This is a genomic window from Halioglobus sp. Uisw_031 (assembly GCF_047729875.1).
Taxonomy (GTDB): domain Bacteria; phylum Pseudomonadota; class Gammaproteobacteria; order Pseudomonadales; family Halieaceae; genus Marimicrobium.
The window spans coordinates 1,413,925-1,439,753 of the sequence record NZ_CP159826.1; the positions used below are offsets into that span (position 1 = coordinate 1,413,925).

Here is a 25,829-nt window from a genome sequence, read left to right on the forward strand (position 1 = left end):
TCTCGACTGAAAAATAGCGTGAGACGGATGTAGGGTGCAATTTGCTCCAATCGAGTAAATTACTAGCTGGCGGCAAAGAAACCGTTTTTCGCGACAGTAAAAGGAGTAGCAGACACTATGTCCATCGACTTCACGTTCAGCCCTGAAGTAGAGCAAGCGCGCACTCATATCCGAGAGTTTTTGCATCATACGGTTAAAGCACGCTATGCCCAACTAAGTGCAAACAAGGACGCCCAGCGGGAGGACTGGTCCGAGCTAATTAAGGAGCTGCGTCAGGAAGCGAAAGCAAAAGGATTTTGGCTCCCCCACATGCCGCAGTCAGTGGGTGGTATGGGGCTGGGAGTGACTGCCCTCGCTGCCGTATCGGCCGAGGCCGCAAAAGTGCCTTACGGCCCTTACATCATGAATGGACATGCGCCCGATGAGGGGAATATGCACACCATGCATCATTTTGCCACCGAGTATCAGCGCGAACAGTATTTGAATCCGCTACTTGAAGGCGAAATTCGGTCCTGCTTTTCGATGACGGAGCCCGAAGTGGCGGGCTCTGACCCTACGCTCATTCAGACGACGGCGATAGAGGATGGAGACGACTGGGTGATCAATGGGCATAAGTGGTTTACGTCCGGTGCCCGAGGCGCCAGCTTTGCTATTGTGATTGCTCGCACTGACCCAGACGCAGAGATTCCACAGGCGCGCAACTCCGCTTTTATTGTTGACTGCGATTCTCCCGGATTCGAAATTGTGCGTGATATAGAGACCATGTCGGGCAGCCATAATCACTGCGAGATTCTGTACAAGGATGTCCGTGTTTCCAAGGCTAACCTGTTGGGTGAGCGCGGCGGTGGCCATAAACTTGGGCAGGTCAGATTGGGGCCGGCTCGTTTGGCGCACTGTATGCGCTGGTTGGGCGAAATAGAAATGGCGCTCGAAATGTTGATCGATAGGGCGCAGCAGCGTTTTGCCCACGGGTCATTACTGAGTGAAAAACAGAGCATACAGTGGATGATGTCCGACAGTGCTATGGAGCTGTATGCATCGAAGCTGATGGTGTTGCACGCTGCTTACAAAATCGAAAACGGCATGGAGTTTAAGCAGGAAGTCTCCATGGCGAAGCACCATGTGGCGAATACCCTGTGGAAGGTGTGTGACCGTGCCGTGCAGGTGCACGGTGCATTAGGCTATTCCAAGGACTCACCCTTGTCTGCTATGTTGCTACAGGCCCGTTGGGCGCGACTGGCTGATGGGGCGGATGAAGTGCATCAGATGCGTATCGCCGACCTGCTGATGAGAGCCTATAATGATACAGGTTCTGTCAACGCTGGGGTCGGAGGCTTGCCGTTGTAAGGAGGCAAGCTAAACGCTGACACCGCATATCAAACGAACCCCACGACAGTGTTAAACATGGAGAAGGAATACAGTATGAACAAAGACAATCCCGGGTACCAGATGTCACTCATATCGCGTGAGTGCCTGAAAAGTAAGGACAAACAACGCTGGCTGGACATGTGGGCCGAGGACGGCATCATTGAAGACCCCATCGGCCCTACGGTGCTTGACCCTGATGGTAAAGGGCATTCGACCCCGGAGGCCAGAGAGGCATTTTATGATCGCAATATCGCCAATGCAGATATCGAATATATTATCCACGACACCTACACAGCTCATCTCGAGTGCGCCAATATTGTGACGCTTAACGTGGTGATGCAGGTTGAGGGTAAGACGTATTCTCAGCAGGTAAACGGTGTGTTTACCTACAGCTGCAACGAAGCGGGTAAGTTAACCGCGCTGCGGGGTTTCTGGGAGTTCGATGAAGGTATGGCCACCTTCAAAGAAGTGACATCTGATCACGGCGAGTAATGCATAAATTGCAGCACGGACGATAACAACTGCACTACACGGTCTATCTTGATTTATCTGGAGTCCTGCAAAACTCTTTATAGACTGCAAAACGTCACGTATTGGGGGTTTTGTCTCCTAAGTGGGTGCCAGATTAAATTAGACGAATATAAACACGAAACTTCACAGATGAGACTTTTTAAATGGTAAAGCACATAGTTTTTTGGCGATTTAAGGTGAGTGCTGCTGGGCAGACAAAACAGCAAAATATGGAGCAGGTTAAACGGCAGTTAGAGGGCCTGAGGGGACTGTCGGGGGTGATAGCCGTAGAGGTCGGTTTTGACATGCTTAACGTCGATGCCTCTTGTGATGTAGCGCTTTATTCTGCGTTTGAAAATCAGGCAGCGTTAGATGCGTACCAGCAACATCCGGATCACGTGGCGATTAAACAGTTTCTCGGCGACGTAAGCGAGGAACGCTACGTCGTTGATTATGTGGTCTGAGCGACACTAGTAACGTCTACCGGGTAGCCTGCGGCAAAATAGTGCAGGAAGGCCGCAACCGCACGCCAGTCCCAAGACACTGGTAAGGAGGCGCGCTTCTTCAGCGCTTCACTGGTGGTGTCGCGCATCACCCCACCATCAAAGGTAATGGTCTTCTGTGGCACCACTTCTATAATAATACGGGCCGGCGTGTCCAGAAACGCGACAAAAGCCTTGGGCGTTGGTGCCGGGCTGTTGGCGTGTCGGGCGAAGTCCCTGTCGGGGCGACGTCTCATGCCTCATTTGTCTTTGGGTTTTCTGAATATACTTTGATATCGTGGCCATTATAATGCCACACAGTGTGACATTTTTTGTAGAGGTCAAGGATGACATCCTACGTGAATCAAAAATCCGCTTTCGAGTGCGTAAACAATACGCACATCATCACCTCAAGGTGTCGTTCTGTTTATCTGACCGGGCTTCGCTGTTGTCCCAGAGTCATCCCGATCAGTTCCTGCTTTATAGACTGATCAAAATATAGCTAGATTGGCCCATCTACGGTTCTGTAAGGCGTTCTAAGCCCGACCTATACGAAGGACCGCTCTACCGTTTATAGCGCTTACAGGGCTGTAAATGGCATGTTACTAACCGTCCACCATGCTGCCGGGGCCAGAAGATGGGTCTAAGCGATAACCAAACGGCACTAGGCGACAGGTGCGCGCTGTGGACAAGAAGTACTCTGATATGATCCCAATTCGCGTGTGCATATCCGCACAATGATTATGCATTTATCGATAGTTTACGCACAAAATAATGGGTGGTAGCCTACTTTGATTTAACCAGTGATCGAGTTATTTCCAATGATCAACGCTTCAGCAGCCCTGAACTGTCATCTACTGGCCAGAATCTACGAGAATTTTATGCGCCATACATCTTTCAAGCATGCAGTATTAAAAAGCATGGCTTGTCCCCTCGTTGCGGTGATGCTCTGCTTGTGTCCTTTGCATGCTGCTACAGCGCAGACAGTTGTGAACCAAGGCCCGGTGTATATGGGGAGTATGTCAGTTGAGGGCGATCCCGGGGGGCCTGGAAAAGACGGGAAAGTTAATCTTAATGATTCGGGCGGTTGCGATGATCCAGGCGACGGAAATCCGGGCCATACACCCGATTCGGTAGATCTTCTCGTGGCGCTTTCTAGCGAGGCGGGGAAAGACACAGGCGGCTCAGCGATGTCTGTTGGTGGTAACGGCGGTAGCGGTGGGTCTGCCGGCGGTTGCGATGTCAGCGGAAGAGGCGCTGGCGCCGGAGGTGCCGGCTCTGCAGTAAACCTAACTTTTTATTCCGCTACCTATCTTAGTAGCTATACATTCACGGAAACAGGTCTGTACGCCTCGTCGGTCGGCGGGAATGGAGGCAAGGGCGGCACAGGCAGCGAATTTAGTAATGGTGGCAACGGCGGTTCCGGGGGCGATGGAGCCGCCGTAACTGTAGACAATAGCGTTGGTATTGCCACGGGGCAGGGAGAGGGGGCCCTCGGTATTTTCGCCCAAAGCGTTGGCGGCAATGGTGGGCAGGGAGGCAATGACGATGGCACGTTTGATGGTGGCAGTGGCGGCAGCGGTGGAGGTGGTGGTGCAGGTGATAGCGTTACTATTACTAATTCCGGAGCGATCTCCACCCCGAATTCTATTGGTATTTTTGCCCAAAGCCTCGGTGGTGATGGCGCTGGGGGCGGGGGTTCTTCAGGTTTAATTAATGCAGGTGGCGGTAGCGGCGGCGGCGGCGGAGATGCAGGGGCGATAAGCATCACTAATGAGAGCACAGTTTCCAGCGGATTAACCGGCGGCTATGGCATTTTCGGTCAGTCAGTCGGCGGCGGCGGTGGCACGGGAGGGGCCACCGCGGGCCTAGTCGCTATTGGTGCTTCAGGCGGGCAGGGCGGCTCAGGTGACACACTGACAATCACTAACACGAATAGCATTGAGTTGTCTGGCGTTTCATCCGTTGGCATCTATGCCCAATCTGTCGGTGGTGGGGGTGGGAACGGTGGCGTGGCTACTGGCACCGTGGCGATTGGCGGCGGTGGCGGCGGTGGCGGCGGCAGTGCTGCAGTCTCTTTATCCAACTCGGGGTCTATCTATACTGGCACTTCTTATACCAGTACAACGGCTACTAATGGCGGCGCCTATGGCCTGTTAGCCCAATCGATAGGCGGCGGGGGCGGTAACGGAGGCATGGGACTGTCTGACGTGGGTGGAAGTCCAATCAGCGTCGCTGTCGGCGGTAATGGAGGCAGTGGCGGTAGTGGCAGTCAAGTTTTTGTGAATAACTCCGGGACGATTGCGACGCTTGAGCCTAATTCATCAGCAGTTCTAGCACAATCGGTCGGTGGTGGCGGCGGCTCTGGTGGCGGAGCAGTCTCGGTATCTGAAAGTCTGACTGTCAGTTATGGAGGAGCTGACGGCGGCAGTGGGGGGCAAGGCGGAGACGGCGGCTCTGTGGGCGTTAATTGTTCAGGGACGACTTCTGCCGGGTGCTCAGGGAACACGCTAACGGCGCTTCCGCCAGAATCAGGCGCTGTTATTACGACAGCAGGCACTGGCTCGGCGGGCATCATGGCTCATTCCATCGGAGGGGGTGGCGGTAATGGTGGCTACGCTGTGACTGCAAGTGAGTCTGATTTCGGGAGTGTTAGCAACGCATTCGGTGGTTCGGGTGGACTCGGTGGCACTGGTGGTGATGTTTATGCCTCGGGGGGCTCTGTCAGCATCTCCACTTTGGGTTCGGATTCTGCTGGCGTCATTGCGCAGTCTATCGGTGGCGGGGGTGGCAGCGGTGGCAGTGCTATTGCGGTCGCGGCTTCTTTAGGAGTCGCGGCCACTAACGCTGTGGGTGGATCAGGCGGTTCCGGCGGCGACAGTAGCACGGTGACTTTAGATTATGCTGGCGCTAGCATTGAGACTGCAGGTGCAAGATCGGCGGGGCTGAGTGCGCAGTCAATCGGAGGGGGCGGCGGAAGTGGCGGTTCAACCCTGGCTATGTCGATAGGTACTGTCAGCGTAGCGTCGTCTGTTGGTGGAAGCGGCGGCGATGGCGGTTCAGCGGGGGCAGTCAGCATCGATAATAGCAATGCTCAAGGGGCAATTGTCACTAAAGGGTCACAGTCCAGTGCGCTGATGGCGCAATCGATTGGTGGTGGTGGTGGTAATGGTGGAATCAGTGTGTCGGGCGCTGCGGGCCTTGCCGTTAGTAGCGCGAATGCTATTGGAGGTGTCGGCGGCAATGGCAACGACGGTTCTAACGTAACCGTCGACAATGTTGGATCCTTGCAAACACAAGGCGGTGGTTCGCAAGGTATTCTTGCGCAGTCTATCGGAGGGGGCGGTGGTAATGGGGGTTTTGCCGGCGCAGGCAGTTTATCGTTTGGTAGTGGCGGCTCTTTCGCTATTGGTGGCTCCGGCGACAGCGGCGGAACATCGCAAACGGTGACGGTGACGAACTCAGGCGCCATCGTAGCAAACAATGACAACGTTTTGAGCAACGGATCAGCCACGGGTAATAACACCGGGATTTTGGCCCAATCGATAGCAGGTGGCGGTGGTAACGGCGGTTACGCAGTTGGCGGCAGCGCATCACTTGATGCGTCTTATGCATTTGCACTGGGTGGCAGCGGTGGCAGCGGCGGAACCGCTGAGGGCGTGACGGTTGATAATTCGGGTGTTATTGCGACTGAAGGCGCAAGTTCTTCAACTATTATTGCTCAAAGCATCGGTGGCGGTGGCGGTAATGGGGGGATGGCAATTGCGGGCGACTTGTCTGGCGGTGTGGGAGCATCTACAGCCGTTGGAGGCGCCGGTGGCGAAGGCAGTACTGCAGGTAGTGTCATGGTGACCAACAGCGCCGGTCTCAGTACGGCTGGAGATCAGTCTGGGGCAATTGTTGCTCAATCCATCGGTGGTGGTGGCGGTAACGGAGGCAATGCTATCGCCGGCAGTCTTTCTGGAGGTGTCGCGGCATCGGCAGCGGTTGGCGGTGGGGGTGCTACCGGTGGCACCGGTAAGGCGGTTGTCATATCCAGCACCAATTCAGATACGGCGCCGTACACTATTTTAACCGATGGCTTGCTATCAAATGGCATGCTAGCCCAATCGATAGGGGGTTCTGGTGGCAATGGTGGATTTAGTGTTGCTGCAAGTGCTTCAGGGGACGGCAGCGCTGCAGTAGCACTCGGTGGCGGCGGTGGCGGCGGCGGGACTGGCGACACGGTGACGCTGACGACCGGGTCTAATGTCTCTTTGACCACTCAGCAGGATCAATCTAACGGTATCGTTGCTCAATCGATTGGCGGTAGCGGCGGTAACGGTGGCTTTGCCGGCGCGGGTTCTATTGGTTCTGTAGCTGCGGGGGTTTCGTTAGGCGGCGACGGTGCAACGGGTGGTGCAAGCAACGCAGTCACGATCACAAGTGCCGCAGCTATTCAAACCTCAGGTGTCATGTCGTCAGGTATTGTTGCGCAGTCTTTAGCAGGCAATGGCGGCAATGGAGGCAGTAGTTTTGGTGGCGCTATCTCTGCTGACGGTTCAGCAGCGATTAATTTAGGAGGTGGCAGCGGTAACGGCGGCACATCTCAGGCCGTTATCATTGATAATTCAGGCGCGATTACCACTGGAAAAAACGTCAGTACCATCAACGGTAGCCAGTCCTCGGGCATCATTGCGCAAAGCATCGGGGGTTCTGGCGGTAATGGTGGTATGGCTGCAGGCGGCGGCATATCGGGTGGCGGTACGATCACGGCAAATATTGGTGGCAGCGGCGGTGCAGGGGGTACTGCTAAAACCACGCAAATCACTAACTCTGCAGCGATCGGTGTTAATGGTATGCAGTCTTTCGGTTTGCTGGCCCAATCTATCGGTGGCTCTGGCGGTAATGGCGGGAGTAGCTATGGTGTATCTATTGGGGAAGATGCTAGTTTTGTCGCCAACGTCGGAGGTGCAGGAGGTGACGGGGGACAATCACTGCCAACTGAAACAGCAGGACCATATCTTTACAGTAGTGCGATTTATAACACCGCCGGTATTACAGCCATGGGTGACCAGTCTATGGCGATGGTTGCGCAAAGCATTGGCGGCCACGGCGGTAGCGGTAGTAATGCGATTTCTGGCAGCTTATCCTCATCTGCGTCAGGTTCTGTCGCTGTTGGCGGCGGCGGCGGGGCCGGAGGAAAGGCCTCAAATGTTTTAATTCAATCCGACAATGCGGTTGACGGCGCCCTTTACTCAATATCGACCTCCGGCTTGTTATCGACGGCAATGCTTGCCCAATCCATTGGTGGATCGGGAGGCAATGGCGGGTTCAGTGCTTCTGTAAGTGGCTCTGCGGAGTCTGTTTCTGTCGGTGCCGCCATAGGGGGCGGCGGTGGGGCAGGGGGAACTTCAGGAACCGCTGGGATTATAACCGGCACCAACGCTACCATCTCAACAAATGGTGCTGGTTCAGCAGCCATTGTTGCGCAATCTATCGCGGGTAATGGGGGTAATGGTGGTGCTGCTGTTGCCGGAAGTTTTGCTACAGGGAGTGAGGCGACTCCCGTTTCACTGGCTATCGGAGGAGGAGGGGCTGAGGGTGGCGCTGCAAGTGCCGTTTCTATTGACAGCGATAGCAGTAGTATTACGACCGCTGGAGCAAACTCAATTGCACTGTTAGGGCAGTCCATAGGGGGTGCTGGCGGTAATGGTGGAGTGAGCCAAAGTCTCAGTCTAGGCGACCCAGAGAGCACTAAAAACTATAGCGCATCGGTAGCCATTGGCGGTCCAGGTGGCACCGGCGGTACTGCTCAAGGCGTTATTATTACTCAAGCTGGCGTTGTTAATACCGCTGGACATTCCTCAGATGTTACCGACTACTCTGCCGGTATCGTTGCGCAATCGATCGGGGGAAGCGGAGGCAATGGAGGGTCATCAACCTCTAATGCAATAGCAGGTAAAGGTACAGCCTCGGTTTCAATTGGCGGTAGTGGCGGCACTGGCAGCAACAGCCTTGGTCAGACAACGATCTATAGCAATCAAAATGTCATCACCGGATCAATTACGACAGCGGGCGCAAGTGCGGCAGGCATTTTGGCCCAATCTATCGGCGGGGGTGGCGGCAATGGGGGCTGGTCACAAAGCAGTTCTTCAAGTAATCAAAATGCTGTTGGTCTTGCATTGGGTGGTTGGGGCGGCAATGGCGGCTATGGCAATGACGCCGGTGTCTATTCGGGTGGCGCTATCACCACGACGGGTGATCACTCTAGCGGTATTATTGCTCAATCTATTGGTGGCGGCGGCGGTAATGGTGGGGCTAGCTCTACGCAAGCATCATCAACACCCGGTAGCGCAGCCAATGGTACTGTCGCCGTTGTCGGAGCAAGTTTAAGCTCAGCAGGTGTTCCAGATGCTATTGGAAATGCTGCGTCTAATTATTTCGCAACAACCTTAAGCTCCCCGAGTTCGTCACAACCAGATACCGCTTCTACCGCCCCTGACAGCGGAGTGTCAGCATCTTTGTCGGTGGGCGGTTTCGGAGGTACAGGTGGCTATGCAGGAGCCATTGTCGTTGACAGCATCAGTACCATAGGCACGCAAGGGCAGATGGCGAATGGTATTATTGCGCAGTCTATTGGCGGTGGCGGTGGCAATGGCGGCTCCAGTACTTCCGGGTCAGATGGCGGAAAAAATTCTGCCGCATTATCCGTTGGAGGCTTTGGGGGGGGCGGAGATTATTCTGGGGGCGTGAGCGTGTCGAGCACCGGCAGCATTAGCGCCGAAGGACATAATTCGTTTGGGATCTTTGCGCAATCTGTTGGAGGTGGCGGAGGTAGTGGTGGAGCCAGTACAACGAGCTCAACCACGGACGCCGGCGGTGCTGCCGCAGCGTCATTGAATATTGGTGGTTTTGGTGGTTCCGGCGGCAGTTCTGGACAGACATCTGATCTTGCCAACCTGAGCTTTGTCAATGTTGTTAGTAGTAGTCACATTACGACGATTGGCCAAAACTCTGGCGGCATACTCGCACAATCCATTGGTGGTGGTGGTGGTAACGGCGGGTCTAGTACGGTGTCATCGACAGTGGCCGCCGCTGCACCCTCGGGATCAAGTTCAGCCTCTACAGGTGGCAGTGCTGCGCCTACGACAGATGGCAGCAGCAATACGTCAACTGCAGGCAATACGGCGACTGGGCAGTCGACTAGTCAAGCGGGTGCCGATACTGGCGCAGCTGTTGGTATGGGCATTGGCGGTTATGGCGGTACGGGAGGATTTGCTAATAACGTCGCGGTGACGAATACCGGGGTTATCGTTACGGGTTATAACAGCGGCGGCACACAACAATCTCTCATTAATTTAGCATTAGGGTTATCGGATAATTCTTCGGCGATTGTTGCGCAATCGATCGGCGGCGGTGGCGGTAATGGCGGCTCAAGTACCAGTAATGCTGATGCAAGCAAAACGAGTACTTCGCTTGCACTGGGTGGCAATGGCGGGGCGGCTGGTGATGCGGCTCAAGTCGCCGTGACTAATTCGGATACGCTATACACGTTTGGCAACCACTCTTCGGGCATTTTCGCCCAGTCCATAGGCGGTGGTGGTGGCAGTGGTGGATCAGCTAACAGCACCGCCGGTGAAGGGGGCAGTTCCGCAATTGCTTTAGGCCTCGGCGGGAGTGGCGCAAGTGCGGGTGACGGTGGAGTCGTTACCATTTCAAATATGGGTGACGCTGCAAGCGGTATCGCCACCTATGGGGCATCTTCTTATGGAATTTTTGCTCAGTCCATCGGAGGTGGCGGAGGTAATGGCGGAGCTGCCAATGTTTCTGCAACCGCAGGCAGTTCAAGTGATGACGGAACCTCTAATGCATCAACAGCCTCTTCAGACTCAACGTCCGCAGACGCGCAAAGCGGTGTCTCTTTTGCCGCTGGATTGGGCGGTGCGGGTGGAGCTGGTGGGAGTGCCGCTGCAGTTTCTGTGAACAACTCGTTAAGCATAGGAACTGCTGGTGAAAACAGCAGTGGAATATTGGCGCAATCCATCGGCGGCGGTGGTGGTAATTCTGGGTCTACCGTTAGTAACGCCAATAGTGGCGCCTATCAGGTAGGCATGTCGTTTGGGTTAGATGGCGGATCGGGTGGGTCGGGTGGCAATGTTGATTTAACCTCTACTACTGGCTCTAACCGTATCACCACTTCGGGCACGAATTCTGCTGGTATCTTTGCACAGTCGGTCGGCGGCGGCGGCGGCAGTGGCGGGTCGTCTAGCAGCACAACGAGCTCCAGTGGAGGTAAAACTTCTATTAGCATGGCAATGGGTGCTAATGGAGGCAGCGGAAATTCTGCGGGCAGCGTTAATGTCATCGAGAGCGGTGAGATTGCTACCTCTGGTATGAGTTCCTCAGGCATATTTGCGCAGTCGGTGGGTGGCGGCGGTGGTAATGGCGGTTCTAGTAATGTGGCCTCAACCGGGGGCGACTATAACGCTAACCTGACTTTAGGTGGAAGTGGGGCCGGTGGTGGCGCGGGTGATATTGTCACGGTCAATGCCATTGGCGATCTAAGTTCTGCGGGCGATAACTCAGCGGCTATCTTTGCGCAATCGGTTGGTGGTGGTGGTGGTAATGGTGGCGCTTCTAGCAGCACAACCACTGCTGGCGGTAGCGTCTCTGCGACTTTGATACTCGGTGGAGCGGGAGGTGTGGGCGGTGTCGGTGGTGCAGTAACGGTCGATACTACGATTGCAGGTTACAACACGGCAGCCTCTGCGGCGGTAGATGCCCCGTCTACCGCTGCGACTATTTTGACAGCGGGTAATAATTCTCAAGGCATTTTTGCGCAATCGGTTGGCGGCGGCGGCGGTAATGGTGGCTCTGCGACTAGCAGTAGTGACAGTGATGAAGATGCGACCGATCCGGTGACCCTATCCTTAACGCTAGGGGGTGCTGCAGGCGAAGGCGCTATTGGCGATAGCGTTACTGTTACTAATAGTAGTCAGATCGGGACCTCAGGCGATAATTCGGCGGCTGTTTTTGCGCAGTCGATTGGCGGCTCTGGCGGTAACGGCGGTGCGAGTACTAGCAGTTCTAGTGGCGGTGACTATAGCGCTACGCTTGCCCTAGGCGGCGCTGGCGGCGCTGGTTCTACTGGTGGCGCTGTTGCGGTAACGTCTAATGCTGTTTTGTTGCAGACAAGCGGTAACAGTGCTGTGGGTATCCTTGCACAATCGATTGGTGGCGGTGGTGGTAATGGTGCTACTAGCAATAGCAACACAAGTTCAACGGGCAGTAGCAGTGGGTCGGCCAGCCTTGCTTTAGGTGCTACGGGCGGCACTGGAGGTGATGGACTCCAGGTTGATGTTACAACAGCATTAGGCTCCGTTATTCAAACATCTGGCGCTCATTCGATGGGTATCCTTGCGCAATCGGTCGGTGGTGGCGGTGGTAATGGTGGCGCCAGTAATAGCAGTAGTGACAGTGATGATGGTTCTACGGATAGCACATATACTGCCACGCTAGGCTTGGGCGGTAGTGGTGGCTCAGCGGGTGATGGAGCTGCTGTGGCAGTCGTTGCGGCTGGCGATGTCACTACTGGCGTTGATCAATCTACTCGTCCTACCTCTAACGCCTCTGCTATCTTTGCGCAGTCGGTGGGTGGCGGTGGTGGTAATGGTGGTGATAGTAATGTGGCCTCAACCGGGGGCGACTATAACGCTAACCTGACTTTAGGTGGAAGTGGGGCCGGTGGTGGCGCGGGTGATATTGTCACGGTCAATGCCATTGGCGATCTAAGTTCTGCGGGCGATAACTCAGCGGCTATCTTTGCGCAATCGGTTGGTGGTGGTGGTGGTAATGGTGGCGCTTCTAGCAGCACAACCACTGCTGGCGGTAGCGTCTCTGCGACTTTGATACTCGGTGGAGCGGGAGGTGTGGGCGGTGTCGGTGGTGCAGTAACGGTCGATACTACGATTGCAGGTTACAACACGGCAGCCTCTGCGGCGGTAGATGCCCCGTCTACCGCTGCGACTATTTTGACAGCGGGTAATAATTCTCAAGGCATTTTTGCGCAATCGGTTGGTGGTGGTGGCGGTAATGGTGGCTCTGCGACCGGCTTTGATAATAGTGATAGTACCAGCAATACGGCATCGTTTGTTTCAGCATTAGGCGCCACGGACGCTGCAACTGGGGGGGCGGCTCGTGATGGAGGTGTAGTTCTGATAAGTAATGGCGCCGACGTTCAAACAGGAGGTGCAAACGCACAAGCCATCTTTGCTCAGTCGGTCGGTGGTGGTGGTGGTAACGCTCAGGTGTTTAACAGTGCACCTTCTAGTGGTGGTTTAACGTTGTTGAATAACTATCTCGGTGCAAATGGTGGCGTAAGTGGTAATGGGCAACAAGTTACGGCTTCAAATAATGCGATCATCAAAACGAATGGCGGCAATGCGGCGGGTATTTTTGCGCAATCACTGGGCGGTGGTGGCGGTGCTAGCCTGGTGCAAAATGTGTTATCGGGGTCTACAGTCCTTTCCTCTGAACTTGTTTTAGGTGCCGGTAATGGCGGTGTCAGCGGAGCGAGTGGCAGTGGTTCAGCTGTGAGCGTTAGCAATGCCGGCGGTATTGTTACGACGGGTGAAAATGCAATGGGTGTCGTTGCTCAATCTGTTGGCGCAGGCGGTGGTTACCTGGGTGTTGTGAGTAAAAACTCTGCAGGCACTGTGTCTGGTGACACTACTATCAGGCTGGGCGGTTCTGTTGGGTCCTCCGGTGATGGCGGATCTGTGACGATTGCAAAGACATCTTCAATCAGTACCTCAGGGGTTAATTCAGTTGGTTTTCTAGCGCAGTCTATCGGTGGCGGTGGCGGGAGCGCCGCGATCATTGCAGCACCGACACAACCGGCCGACAGCCTTCAACTCACTGCCCAGCTCGGCGGAAGCAGTGCAACCGGCGACGGTGGTGCTGTGGACCTGACTATGTCGTCTGGCACAATTAGTACGCTGGGAGATTACTCGGCGGGTCTGGTCGTCCAGAGCATCGGTGCTGGTGGCGGTCAACTCGGGGCTGTCGGAATGAGTGATTTTTTAGTCAGCATGGGGGGTAAAGTTAACTCGACAGGTGACGGTGGCGCGATCACTTTGAGTGGCACTGGCGATATAGTGACCCAGGGCGCCTTATCCCACGGAGCGGTCGTCCAATCTATCGGTGGTGGCGGCGGCCTGATGTTGTCTTCCGCTAATGTAGATCGGGTATCGGTGGTGAAGAATGTCGCTAACGTCGGCAAAGGCGGTGACATCACATATAAACAAACTGGTAATGTGTCGGCAAATGGTGATGGTGCCTACGGCCTGGCAATACAGAGCTTGGGTGGCGGCGGCGGCATAATAAATGACATCTTCAAGGGGTCTGCCGGCGGTGCTGGCACATCTGGCGACATCAATATCGTTCTCGATGGCAGTGCTCAGGCCGGCGGTAGCAGTGGTATTGCCTTGTTCGCTCAGTCGGAAGGTCCCGATGGTTCGGGTGATATCGGTATTACTGCGAAGAGTATTATTGCAGCAGGGGACGACAGCACCGGCATCATCGGTATCACCCGCAGCGGTAGCATCTCGATCGAGATTGGTGAGTACATTATTGCCAGTGGCACGCGCTCTATCGGCTTGGATATGCCTGCGCAGATAGCGAGTGCTGTCGAGTTTGATGTGCTTGGTACTGTCATTGCATCAGGCGATGACAGCACCGGCATCCTCGGTAGAACACGCAGCGATGCAATATTATCTGGTGATACCTCGATCACCATTGGTGGAAATGTCATTGCCAGCGGTACGCGCTCTATCGGCTTGAATATTCCGGCGCAGGTAGCACCTGCTAAAATTGCCGGTTACTTGGAAGTCACCGGCGCTGGTGCCACCGGTGTCGAAGCGAGTGCTGTTGGAGACGCTGCGGTCGAGGATGCTGAATTTGAAATCGGTAGTTGGCTTTTGGTTTCAGGTAAAGAAGCAATCGGCATCAATGCCAAACTGACAGGTGCAAGTACTAGCGCGGATATTACTGTCTCGATCGGTGACGCACTGCACGTAACAGGTGAAAAATCAACGGGTCTTCAGCTCGAGAGCGCTGCGATCGATCGGTCTGGCGACGTGGTCGTCTCGGTAGTATCTGATGTGAAGGCGACAGGAAACAGCAGTATCGCTATTGACCTGCTCAGCACGAGTACATCCGGCACGGCGGGTGAAGTCTCCGCAGTTGTCGGCGGCTCTGTGATGGTAAATGCCGCTTCAGCAACCGGTCTGCGTCTGCGGTCTGTTGGTGAGATCGTGTCTGGCCAAGTTAATGCAGAAATTGACGGCAGTGTTACGACGCAGGGTGCGGGTAGCCAGGGGCTGCAACTCATTACGACAAGTGGTAGCGGCAACGCCGGCAACATTAGCTTAAAGGTGGGAGGTGATGTGGCCACATCTGGGTCTGAAGCCAAGGGTTTGGTGGCGAGCACTTCAGGTGCAGTGTCAGCAGGAAGTGTTGTGTTGGCCGCTGCGGGTAACATGCGCAATGACGGTGTGAACAGTGTGGGCGTTGATCTGTCGAGTGTCTCTTCTGCCGGCAGTGCCGGTGGCGTCAGCGCTACGATGTCAGGAAAGGTTTCATCAGCTGGCGACGCTAGCACGGGTGTGAAACTGGTGAGCGATGCTACATCTAACGCCGGCGCTATTGATTTGTTTGTTGGTGGCCCCCTGGCGGTCAGTGGAGTAGGCGCACAAGCGGCAATGCTGCGCTCTACGTCGCGCGATGGCACTGCGGGTAACGTGGCTGTGACGTTAGGCGCGGACGTGTTAGTGCTGGGTGAAGGCGCCAAGGGTTTGGTGGCGAGCACTTTAGGTGCAGTGTCAGCAGGAAGTGTTGTGTTGGCCGCTGCGGGTGACATGCGCAATGACGGTGTAAACAGTGTGGGCGTTGATCTGTCGAGTGTCTCTTCTGCTGGCAGCGCCGGCGCTGTCGGCGCGAGCATCACAGGAGAGGTTGTTTCTGTTGGCGACGCTAGCACGGGTGTGAAACTGGTGAGCGATGCTGCATCTAACGCCGGCGCTATTGATTTGTTTGTTGGTGGCCCCCTGGCGGTCAGTGGAGTAGGCGCACAAGCGGCAATGCTGCGCTCTACGTCGCGCGATGGCACTGCGGGTAACGTGGCTGTGACGTTAGGCGCGGACTTGTTAGTGCTGGGTGAAGGCGCCAAGGGTTTGGTGGCGAGCACTTCAGGTGCAGTGTCAGCAGGAAGTGTTGTGTTGGCCGCTGCGGGTGACATGCGCATTGACGGTGTAAACAGTGTGGGCGTTGATCTGTCGAGTGTCTCTTCTGCGGGCAGCGCCGGCGCTGTCGGCGCGAGCATCACAGGAGAGGTTGTTTCTGTTGGCGACGCTAGCACGGGTGTGAAATTGGTGAGCGATGCTGCATCTAACGCCGGCGCTATTGATTTGTTTGTTGGTGGCCCCCTGGCGGTCAGTGGAGTGGGCGCACAAGCGGCAATGCTGCGCTCTACGTCGCGCGATGGCACTGCGGGTAACGTGGCTGTGACGTTAGGCGCGGACTTGTTAGTGCTGAGTGAAGGCGCCAAGGGTTTGGTGGCGAGCACTTCAGGTGCAGTGTCAGCAGGAAGTGTTGTGTTGACCGCTGCGGGTGACATGCGCATTGACGGTGTAAACAGTGTGGGCGTTGATCTGTCGAGTGTCTCTTCTGCCGGCAGTGCCGGTGGCGTCAGCGCTACGATGTCAGGAAAGGTTTCATCGGCTGGCGACGCTAGCACGGGTGTGAAATTGGTGAGCGATGCTGCATCTAACGCCGGCGCTATTGATTTGTTTGTTGGTGGCCCCCTGGCGGTCAGTGGAGTGGGCGCACAAGCGGCAATGCTGCGCTCTACGTCGCGCGATGGCACTGCGGGTAACGTGGCTGTGACGTTAGGCGCGGACTTGTTAGTGCTGAGTGAAGGCGCCAAGGGTTTGGTGGCGAGCACTTCAGGTGCAGTGTCAGCAGGAAGTGTTGTGTTGACCGCTGCGGGTGACATGCGCATTGACGGTGTAAACAGTGTGGGCGTTGATCTGTCGAGTGTCTCTTCTGCCGGCAGTGCCGGTGGCGTCAGCGCTACGATGTCAGGAAAGGTTTCATCGGCTGGCGACGCTAGCACGGGTGTGAAATTGGTGAGCGATGCTGCATCTAACGCCGGTGCTATTGATTTGTTTGTTGGTGGCCCCCTGGCGGTCAGTGGAGTAGGCGCACAAGCGGCAATGCTGCGCTCTACTGGTGGTCAGTCTTCGGGTGATATTCAGGCCACACTTGCAGATAGTGTGCTACTGACGGGAAAAGACAGCCGTGGTATTGGTTTGACATCACTCAGTGAGAGAACCGCGGGTAACGTGAGTCTGCAGGCCAGCACGCTAAGTAGTGACGGTGATGGATCTTTGCTAGTGCTAGCTCAAAGTATAGGTAGCTCGCAAGCAGGTGATGTGACCATTGAGTTGAAGGGTGACCTAACTGTTCTTGGCGAGAGCTCCACCGGGGTCAGTGCTAGAAGTGTTAGTGCCGCTAGAGTTGTTGGCGCTGCCACGAGGCAGTCTATCGGCTTGCCCCTTGCCGTCAGAGGAGCAACAGCGCAAGCGGCGCCACCGCCTTCTTCATCTATGGATGGCATTGCGGGTAGTGTGGCGTTGACCTTGGACGCTGATCTATTAATGATAGGCGAGGGAAGCAATGGCGTCGTCGCTGAAAGCATCGGTGATTCGCGGTCGGGCGATGTGACCATAGCGTTGAAGGGTGACATACGCATCGTTGGCGCTAATTCCACCGCAGTGACCGCCAGAAGTGTTAGTCCCGGTAGCGTCGGCAACATCATTGTTAGGAACCAAGCAGGTCAGGAACTTTATGTCGGCACAGGAGGTACTGCTGTATTGATTGAAGGTGGTCTAGATAACATTGTAGACCTGCGCGGCCTGACCATAACGGCAGATGGCCTCAGCGGGAATATCGTCGCCTCTAGCACGGGCAACGACAGGGTTGAAAATTTTGGTATATCTTACGGCGAGTTCGACCTAGGCGCTGGCGTCAATCAATTTTTGAATCAACCTGGTGCGAGCTTAGTGCCTGGCCCAGCGCTCTCTGTCGGTGGCACAGACAGTTGGCTAGTGAACAGAGGCGCGTTGATTCCTGGCGGTGCGGTAGCCATGGACGCTGATCTGCTAGGGAATTCATCAAGTATTCAGAGCAGCCAGTTAACCGGCAGCTTCGAGCAGGCGGCGTCGGGAGAAACCTTCGCCGAATTAGATTTTGCAACGGGAGACATTGATCAGGTATTGGCCACCGGTAAAGCTAAACTCGATGGCAAAGTGTACGTCGACCTTCTGAATGCTGAGCAGGTGCCAGCGGGCGATTTTTCTCAGGTGCTATTTGGTGGGGAGCTTGGCGTTGAAGATGCGGGTTTGATCTTGATCACACATGATTCGCTTGTCATTGACTACCAGCTTGATTATTCAAACGATACCGCTGCAAAGTTAAACTATGCTGTCGACTTTTCAATCGCAGGCCTTGATGGGAACCAGACCAGTGTTGGGGACTACATCAACGCGATACAGAATGGCGGGAGTTCACCTGAATTGGCAGACATGGTCGTCACGCTGTTGTACCAGACAAACGAGGAGGTCTATGGCGACGATCTGGTGGCACTGTCGCCAGAGTTTTATGCACAGCAGCAGGCTCAATTGGTACGCAGCAGTCAGGTGTTTGGCGAACGGTTGACGGGTTGTCAACAGGACGGCGGTGCATTTAACGCTGATGAAAAAGGCCGTTGTGCTTGGGTTGAGGCGGACCGTGAGAAATCAGACTACAGTGATAATAGTAATTTTCAGAACGCTGATTTTGATACGTCGCGTTTCGCTATGGGTGTGGAGCAGACATTTTCTGACACTTTGACATTTGGCTTCGCGGCCTCTTACGAGGACGTGGACGGCAACGGTAACAATAAAAACTGGAACTCAAACGGCGACACGACTCAGGCGGGTGTGTCCGCTAGATATCGTGCCAACGAGGCGAGTATTACCGGTGTTTTGAGTTACGGTTGGGGTTCTGCAAACACGTCACGTAGTGTGAGTGTCACTGATGTTACGGTGAGTTCAGCAAACCGCGATATGTCCGTGTGGGGAGGGATACTTCGTCTTGGTTATGACTATGATTTCGAGAGCGCCTATCTGCGGCCGGCAATAGATCTCGGGTTCAGTCGCATCGATGCAGACAGCGTCCAAGAAACCGGCTCTGGGCCACTGGACCTTCACGTGGATGACAACAGCCAGACTCATGGTTGGGTACAGCCATCTGTTCGCGGTGGTATGGACATCAAGTTTTCCGGCGGGCAGGTGTTGCGCTACTACGGAAGTCTTGGTGTGCAATATTATTTCCAAGATGAGGATGCGCGGGTTGTGGCCAGTCTTGCTGGTGCTCCAGCGGGCGTTGCTCCTTTGGAAATGAATGTCGACATCGGCGAAACAACAGTCAATACCATGGCGGGTGTCGACCTAGTGTTCGAAAATGAGCTGACGTTGGAATTTCAGCTGATTTATCGTCAAGCGGATGAGCTCGATATCCGTGGAGGTCACCTCAGGTTGAGTATGCCCCTTTAGCGCGGAGGCGCTGTTGTTCTTGCAATCAATCAAGGAGGCGCGCTACTTGAGCGCTTCACTGGTGGTGTCGCGCATCACCCCGCCATCAAAGGTAATGGTCTTTTGTGGCACCACTTCTATAATAATACGGGCCGGCGTGTCCAGAAACGCGACAAAAGCCTCGGGCGTTGGTGCCGGGCTGTTGGCGTGTCGGGCGAAGTCCGGATAGAACCAGTCCTTTGTTTCTTGATCTGTGTGCAGCACCGCATGGCCTTTAAAGGTGATGGACTGGCTCACATCGTCGTCGATCCCAGCACTCGAAATGACCACTGAGCAGCGCGGGTCTCGAGCGAGGGCTTTCATGCGAGCCCGTTGTTCGGTTGCCGTGCACCAGATGCGGTTGTTACGCCAGATAAAACTCATGGTGACGCCCATTCCGTGGCCGTCTTTGTTCGTCCAGATAAAGGTCAGCTCATTTTGTGTTAGCAGCAAATGTTCCTGTTTTTCTGCCGTAAGGCCGTACATAGTGACGTCGTCATAATTTTCGACATTTTCGCTGCTCATGGGTTGAGTCTCCAAGCGTATTTATAATAAACAGTATGTGCTGTTTGTTTTATGATACGTTATCATGCTACTAAATTATTGCAAGCGCGCGCTGTCTGATTCTGACCGGCGCGGGTATTTTAAATCGAGGGAGAGAGTCTTTTTATGGGTCGAGTAACGGATAAAGTCGCGATCATTACCGGAGCTGCCTCAGGGTTGGGGTTAGCATCCGCCCGTCGCCTTGCGGAAGAGGGGGCCCGGGTGGTTCTCGCCGATATCAACCTTGAACAGGGACAGGCTGTGGCCGACGAAATTCCCGGTGCACGCTTTGAGCCTTTGGATGTCACGCGCGAGGCAAACTGGAGTGCGCTCATTGACAAGGTCATTACCGACTTTGGGCGCCTTGATATTCTGCTCAACTGTGCCGGTATTGTTCGCCTTGCGAGTATCGAGGACACCACCGAGGAGATATGGCGTCAGATCAACGCAGTGGGTACCGATGGCACTTTTTTTGGCTGTAAACATGCGCTGCGTGTAATGAAGGTGGCGGGCGGCGGATCCATTATCAATATGTGTTCAACGGCCAGTATTCAGGGCGGCCCGATGATTTTTGCCTATGCAGCCTCCAAGAGCGCCATACGGGGAATGACGAAGTCTGTTGCTGTTCTCAGTGCACAGAATGGATACGGGGTGCGTTGTAATTCTGTTCACCCGGGAAATATGCGCACTCCCATGCTGGAGGGTATGAAAGAGATTGTAATGGAGAATGACCCCGAAGCGGCTAAAGCGATGGAGAATATCTGGGTTGGCGAGCCTGTTGATGTGGCAAATATGGTGCTGTTCCTTGCCTCAGATGAGTCAGTCGCTGTAAACGGTGCAGCTATGGTGGTTGATAACACAACAACTATCACCGAAGGGGTGGTACCGCATTAAAAGGGAGGGTCTAAAAATGTCGAGTATAGAGAAAAACCTTTTGACCAGAAACGCTCTGATCGATAGTTACAACCAGTATGCACAGGGCTTGGATACGAAAAATTGGCCAATGGTGCGTGATTGTTTTGCTGACGAAGTGTTGATCGATTACGGAGATCTCAGTGCGGCTACTGGTGATGCTGCAGTGCCACGCCAAGCTGATGACTGGGTGAGGCATCTACAAAGTGTGATTAATGGTTTTGATATCACTCAGCATATGATTACTAATCACCGGTGTTACATTTCAGACGCTCAGGTAAGTTGTCGCGCCTACCTTTCTTCCGATCATGTCATATTTTCAAATAGGGAAGTTCCCGCTCTTGCAGACGACGACGTGATAACGGTGGTGGGCGAATATAACAATCACTATATTGAAATCGGCAGTGACTGGAAAATCTGCAAGTCAGAGCTGGTGGTGCACTGGTCGCATGGAAATGCCGAATTATTTGTAGTGGCGAAAGAGCGCGCGCTAGAACAACTTAAGAGCCAAAAATGAGGTCAGCGCTTATCGATGACTGGCCTGTTAGCAGGCGGTTGCCGTTACTGCTGTGTGATTTTTTTCTCACTGGACCCTTTTTCCGGGTAAGGGAAGACGGACGGTTATTCTCAACCCTGCACCCGTATTGTTTGCCGTCACTTCACCGCCGTGCAGCATTAGTGCACGTTTTGCGATGGCAAGGCCTAGACCATGGCCGCCGGACTCGCGGGAGCGGGCAGAGTCGACACGATAAAATTCGTTAAATACTTTATTAAGGTCATTCTCGGGCACGCCTGGTCCCTGGTCCTCGACGGTTATCTGATAATCGCCGTCGATTGAAACAACGGACACACTCACCTCAGAGTTCTCTGCTGTGTGATGCAGGGCGTTACGCAGAATGTTATCAAAACTCTTGTGCAGTAGATCCCTGCAGCTATCGATATCCGCCCGTGCGGTATCGGCCGTGAAGACGAAATGTTTACCTGCGCCTTGTGCTTCGAAATTTGCATCTGCGCACAGCTGTTTCAAAAGTGCTACAAGGTCTATCCGGGTGTCCAAGGTGACGTCCTGCGCCTGACTAGAAAGTAGCTGACTGATAAGTTCTTCCAGACGTTCTGTTTCTTGCTCAATCCGATGCAAATACTGTGGTCGTTGCTCTGGTTTTTCCTGCGCTAACGCAAGTGCGACACGCAGTCGCGCCAAAGGTGATCGCAGCTCGTGGGATACGTCGCCGAGCAAGCGTTTCTGTGTCTCGATTCTTTCCTGTAGTTGTTCCGCCATACTGTTGAAATCACGGGCTAACTCATCAGTTTCGTCACCACCACGATCGCGGACCTGCAGTCGAGTGTCCAGATCGCCGTTGGCCAGTCGCCGTGATGCCAACTGCAAAGCCTTAAGTCGATTGGTCATTAGCCTCGAAAGAGCGAAACAGATTACGCCACTAATTAATACGGCTAGAGTGATGCGAAGCCACAGGCTAGTCGTTAAAGCATTCACGATCAGTCTGCGATGTTGCGGAAATTTAAAGACCGCAGTCAGCGGACCTTGTTCTTTGCGATATATGGGGATCGCTAGCAGGCCGCCTTTTGATTTTCTGGCTAGGGAACTGCCCGTCACAGAACGTAATTCGTCTGAAATTTCTGATACCTTTTTGGGAACTTTGCGTCCTAGAATGTCGTCGCCCGTCCGCGTCAAAAGATAGATCTGAATGTCATGCTTTCGTTGTATTTTGATGATCTGTTTCGGCAAAGCCTTTAGGCTAATATTTTCGAGATTATAGATAGTACGTAATATAAAGCGGTGCGGCGGAGCCGAAGGGTCACGATCAGAAAATTTCGGGCCGGGTGGCTGTGATTCGAAATAGTCCGATGTCAGCTGCCAGCTTCCCAGGATCGCGATCGTGACAAGCCAGAAGGCAATGAAAAGCTTAATGAATAGACTGCCCCACAGGTTCATTGTTAGACGTCTCCCGCACTAGCCCTGAACTGGTAACCGCTGCCTCTTACACTGACAATCAGGTCATCTCCGCCGCAGGTTGCGAGTTTTTTACGAATTTTACTAATATGGACGTCAACACTGCGGTCGTAGGCTGAGAGCGACCGTCCCAATGCCTGCTGGCTCAGCGTTTCCTTGCTTACGACCGTGCCCGCGCAATTCAACAGCACTAGCAGAAGGTTAAATTCGGTGCTGGTGAGTTGCAGGTCGAGGCCGTCAAATGAAGCGTTGCGGTTTGACGCGTTGATACGGGTCCGCCCCACCTCAAGGGTGTGTTTGAGCTTGGCGTCAACGGCTGGGTGCGAGCGTCGCAGAATCGCACGCAGCCTCGCTGCGAGTTCTCGCGGGTTACAGGGCTTGGGCAGATAGTCATCGGCGCCCAGTTCCAGGCCCAATATACGATCAGTATCCTCGCCCCGAGCGGTGAGCATCAGTACGGGTGTTGAAGTGTACTGCCGCATCTGCCGCAGTACATCAAGCCCCCCAAGGCCAGGCAACATAATGTCGAGTATGATGGCATCGTAGCTGTGATCTTGACAGTGGATCACGGCTTCATCGCCGTCATGGATAGCGCTCGGCACGAACCCTTCGAGCAGGAGAAAATCGCACAGTAACGAGCAGAGCTCCTTATCATCGTCAATAATCAGTACCGTGGCGCTCATGGAGCGGTCTCACCCAAAAGGTCAGGTATGAGTGTGACAACCCTTGGAACCCTTGTCACCCGACTTCCGGCCGAGAGATACTGTTTTTACATATCTTTACCTATTCAGGGTGGGGCTGGGATTCGATGCCCATTTATGCGGTAGAGGCGCCAATCAGAGCCGGATTATCTGCAGGCGTTCCCCCTAGGCATGGAAAATCTAACGAATACATTTTGATACCAACAGGTAAATCGTGCCAACATAGCGCAGCAGTTCACGTCATCATCGTGACCAGTCAACAAACACATATTAGGAGCATCCATGATCGATCAACTCTTCTCAATGCGCGACAAGATCTGCGTCATTACCGGTGGCTCTCGAGGCCTAGGCTATGCGATCGCCCAGGCATTTTTCGCCGCCGGGGCGAAACGTATTTATATTACTGCGCGCAAAGCACAAGCGTGTGAGCAGGCCGCCGCCGAGTTGTCAGAAATGTCAGAGACTGGACAGTGTATTGCCCTGCCCGGCGACATCAGCAATATGGAAGAAATTACGCGGCTGGTATCAGTGCTTGAGGAAAAGGAGACCCATATCGATGTGTTGGTTAATAATGCGGGCGTGGGCTGGCTAGCTCCCTTGGGTGAATTTCCAGAACAGGGCTGGGATAAGGTTATGGATCTTAACGTCAAAACGCCTTTCTTTCTCACCCAGGCAATGCTTCCCTTACTTAGCCAAAATGCTACAGCTGCTACCACGGCGAGTGTGATCAACATTGGCTCCATTGCCGGTATTATGGGGCGCACGGATACGTTCAGTTACGCGCCCAGTAAAGCTGCCATCCATCAGATGACACGTAACCTTAGCGTGGCGCTAGCGGAGCAGAATATTCGAGTGAATGCCATTGCCCCCGGCCGCTTTCATACACGCATGACAGAGTACGCCAGTAATGATAAAGCTGCCTACGAAGCCGAGATCAAAGCGATACCGTTACACCGATGGGGTACAGATCCCGATATTATGGGTGTTGCACTCATGCTGGCCAGTCCGGCCGGTGCCTTTATTACGGGTCAAATCATCGCCGTCGATGGCGGTACGACACTGTGCTGAAGAGTCAGCAGCAGTGGCACTTGATTTTCTCGGCTAATCGCTCCTAGTTATTGTCTCGAAAGACAACGGAATAGGAGTTTTGCCATTAAAATTGAGCCACTAACCCCCGCTATCGGCGCACAGATTCTGGATGTAGATCTGGGTCAGTTGTCTCCAGAGTTAGTGAGCGATATTCGTGCCGCATTACTAAGATACAAAGTCATTTTTTTTCGCAATCAAAATATAACGAGTGAACAACACATCGGCTTTGCACGCAGCTTTGGTGAGCTGGAAATTCACCCGGCAACGCCGAAGGGCCAGCCCAACCCCGAAGTGCTTCGCATCGAGCATGGTCCGAATTCGCGCGGGGCTGAAAACTTTTGGCACTCCGACGTCACCTGGCGGATGAAACCTTCTCTGGGTTCGGTGTTGCGCGCCCACGAGATTCCTTCCGTGGGCGGCGACACTCTGTTTGCGAATATGGCCCTGGCTTATAATCGTTTGCCCGAGGTCACCAAAGAGAAAATCCAGGACTGTGTCGCTGTCCACGATATAGCACGGGTTTTTGCCAGTCGTCTGAATAAAAAACCCGAGGAGTTACATGAGCTTTATCCACCCGTGGAGCATCCAGTGGTGCGTACCCATCCGGAGACGAAGGAGCCCGTGGTGTATGTAAACGGCGCATTCACTAGTCATATTAAGGGCATGGAAACCGAAGAGAGTCGACGCCTGCTGGATACACTGTACAAGTCTGCTTGGGATCCCGAAGTTCAGTGTCGTTTTCAGTGGCAGGCGGACTCAATTGCATTCTGGGACAATCGCGCCTGCCAGCATTTTGCTGTATCGGACTATTTCCCAGCGGTACGTGCAATGGAGCGGGTTACTATCGCTGGAGATAAGCCCTATTTTGACAGTCGATAAGTGTCAACAAAGTCCGCTTTATATTGGCTCATATAGGCATAAAAAAGTGCTATTAGATAATATTTTCCGATCTCGCGTTCTACTTGATGTAGAGTATAGAGTCTTGACAGAGACCCCGTTCCCTGGCGACTAGAGCCGCCCCTCAACGAGTAATGAGCCATATGAATAATAAATACATGCTTCTCCCTCTCGGAATTATTGTCTGCCTGCTTGGCGCCTGCGTCACAAAACCACCGGGGATACATTTTTCAAATCCATCAGTTCTCAGTGGCACCTGGACCTCGAACAGTATCACCTTGAATTCACGTGGGAAGAACACGACTAATAAGAGGCTGGTGCTCGAATTCACGGATGAAGGCACCGTCACTGGAACCGCAAGTTGGGCACTCCTGTCGGGGCCTGGTGGCCACGATCTCGATACAGCCAGCGACCATGATTCCGAACGCCTGATCGGATCCTTCAACCCGCATGACGGTGTGTTCTTTTTGGTGGAAACCGAAGAAAACGGATTCTGGTACTGTCGCGCCCTCACCGAGGATCTCATTCATTGCCATCTGGTCCAGCCAGGACCAAAGCATGTCTCGACATTTGTCGTCTTCAATCGTAAAAGTCAGTAGCAAAGCATCCGTTAATCAAGGAGTGACTGAACGTGACGTCTACTGCTTACAGTACCGACATCAGGGCTATCGCAAAGTCGATCAGGCGTTTATGCGTTTGT

13 protein-coding genes are annotated in these 25,829 nt (G+C 54.1%); 9 read left to right on the forward strand and 4 right to left on the reverse strand.

Annotated features, from left to right (window positions below; genetic code table 11):
• Window positions 1-117: 117 nt before the first annotated feature.
• The 3 genes from ABXT62_RS06540 to ABXT62_RS06550 all read left to right on the forward strand — a co-directional run bounded on the left by ABXT62_RS06540 (window position 118) and on the right by ABXT62_RS06550 (window position 2,342).
• Window positions 118-1,347 (forward strand): acyl-CoA dehydrogenase family protein, encoded by a 1,230-nt coding sequence (locus ABXT62_RS06540; protein WP_415357798.1) that lies wholly within the window; start codon window positions 118-120, stop codon window positions 1,345-1,347.
• A gap of 75 nt (window positions 1,348-1,422) precedes the next feature.
• Window positions 1,423-1,860, forward strand: a complete 438-nt coding sequence (locus ABXT62_RS06545; protein ID WP_415357799.1) for a hypothetical protein — start codon at window positions 1,423-1,425, stop codon at window positions 1,858-1,860.
• A gap of 182 nt (window positions 1,861-2,042) precedes the next feature.
• On the forward strand, window positions 2,043-2,342 hold the full coding sequence (locus tag ABXT62_RS06550; protein ID WP_415357800.1) for a Dabb family protein: 300 nt from the start codon (window positions 2,043-2,045) through the stop codon (window positions 2,340-2,342).
• Here ABXT62_RS06550 and ABXT62_RS06555 read toward each other — a convergent pair.
• On the reverse strand, window positions 2,330-2,617 hold the full coding sequence (locus tag ABXT62_RS06555) for a hypothetical protein (protein WP_415357801.1): 288 nt from the start codon (window positions 2,615-2,617) through the stop codon (window positions 2,330-2,332). The genes ABXT62_RS06550 and ABXT62_RS06555 overlap by 13 nt on opposite strands.
• A gap of 564 nt (window positions 2,618-3,181) precedes the next feature.
• Between ABXT62_RS06555 and ABXT62_RS06560 the strand changes: the two genes are divergently transcribed.
• Entirely contained in the window at window positions 3,182-18,997 is a 15,816-nt protein-coding gene (locus ABXT62_RS06560) for a hypothetical protein (RefSeq protein WP_415357802.1), read from the forward strand.
• Between the two features lie 42 nt (window positions 18,998-19,039).
• Here ABXT62_RS06560 and ABXT62_RS06565 read toward each other — a convergent pair whose 3' ends face one another.
• Window positions 19,040-19,540: a hypothetical protein gene (locus ABXT62_RS06565; protein WP_415357803.1), complete on the reverse strand. Its 501-nt coding sequence runs from the start codon at window positions 19,538-19,540 to the stop codon at window positions 19,040-19,042.
• Between the two features lie 144 nt (window positions 19,541-19,684).
• On the opposite strand from ABXT62_RS06565, the gene ABXT62_RS06570 reads away from it, so the two are divergent.
• Together ABXT62_RS06570 and ABXT62_RS06575 are read left to right on the forward strand one after the other, a co-directional pair.
• Complete coding sequence (locus tag ABXT62_RS06570; RefSeq protein WP_415357804.1) at window positions 19,685-20,452, forward strand: SDR family oxidoreductase; 768 nt, start codon at window positions 19,685-19,687, stop codon at window positions 20,450-20,452.
• 16 nt (window positions 20,453-20,468) lie between these two features.
• On the forward strand, window positions 20,469-20,987 hold the full coding sequence (locus ABXT62_RS06575) for a nuclear transport factor 2 family protein (protein WP_415357805.1): 519 nt from the start codon (window positions 20,469-20,471) through the stop codon (window positions 20,985-20,987).
• A gap of 66 nt (window positions 20,988-21,053) precedes the next feature.
• On the opposite strand, the gene ABXT62_RS06580 is transcribed toward ABXT62_RS06575, so the two are convergent.
• Together ABXT62_RS06580 and ABXT62_RS06585 are read right to left on the reverse strand one after the other, a co-directional pair.
• Window positions 21,054-22,424: an ATP-binding protein gene (locus ABXT62_RS06580; RefSeq protein ID WP_415357806.1), complete on the reverse strand. Its 1,371-nt coding sequence runs from the start codon at window positions 22,422-22,424 to the stop codon at window positions 21,054-21,056.
• A gap of 2 nt (window positions 22,425-22,426) precedes the next feature.
• A complete protein-coding gene (locus ABXT62_RS06585) occupies window positions 22,427-23,125 on the reverse strand; it encodes a response regulator (protein ID WP_415357807.1) in 699 nt (232 codons plus the stop codon).
• Window positions 23,126-23,425: 300 nt separating this feature from the next.
• Here ABXT62_RS06585 and ABXT62_RS06590 point away from each other — a divergent pair, with 300 nt between their 5' ends.
• From ABXT62_RS06590 to ABXT62_RS06600, 3 genes are all read left to right on the forward strand, one after another.
• Window positions 23,426-24,211 (forward strand): SDR family oxidoreductase, encoded by a 786-nt coding sequence (locus tag ABXT62_RS06590; RefSeq protein ID WP_415357808.1) that lies wholly within the window; start codon window positions 23,426-23,428, stop codon window positions 24,209-24,211.
• A gap of 90 nt (window positions 24,212-24,301) precedes the next feature.
• Window positions 24,302-25,111 carry a TauD/TfdA dioxygenase family protein gene (locus ABXT62_RS06595; RefSeq protein WP_415358174.1) on the forward strand — a complete coding sequence of 270 codons (810 nt, stop codon included), beginning with the start codon at window positions 24,302-24,304 and terminating at the stop codon, window positions 25,109-25,111.
• A gap of 161 nt (window positions 25,112-25,272) precedes the next feature.
• Window positions 25,273-25,728, forward strand: coding sequence for a hypothetical protein (locus tag ABXT62_RS06600; protein WP_415357809.1), 456 nt, complete (start codon window positions 25,273-25,275; stop codon window positions 25,726-25,728).
• Window positions 25,729-25,829 lie beyond the last annotated feature (101 nt).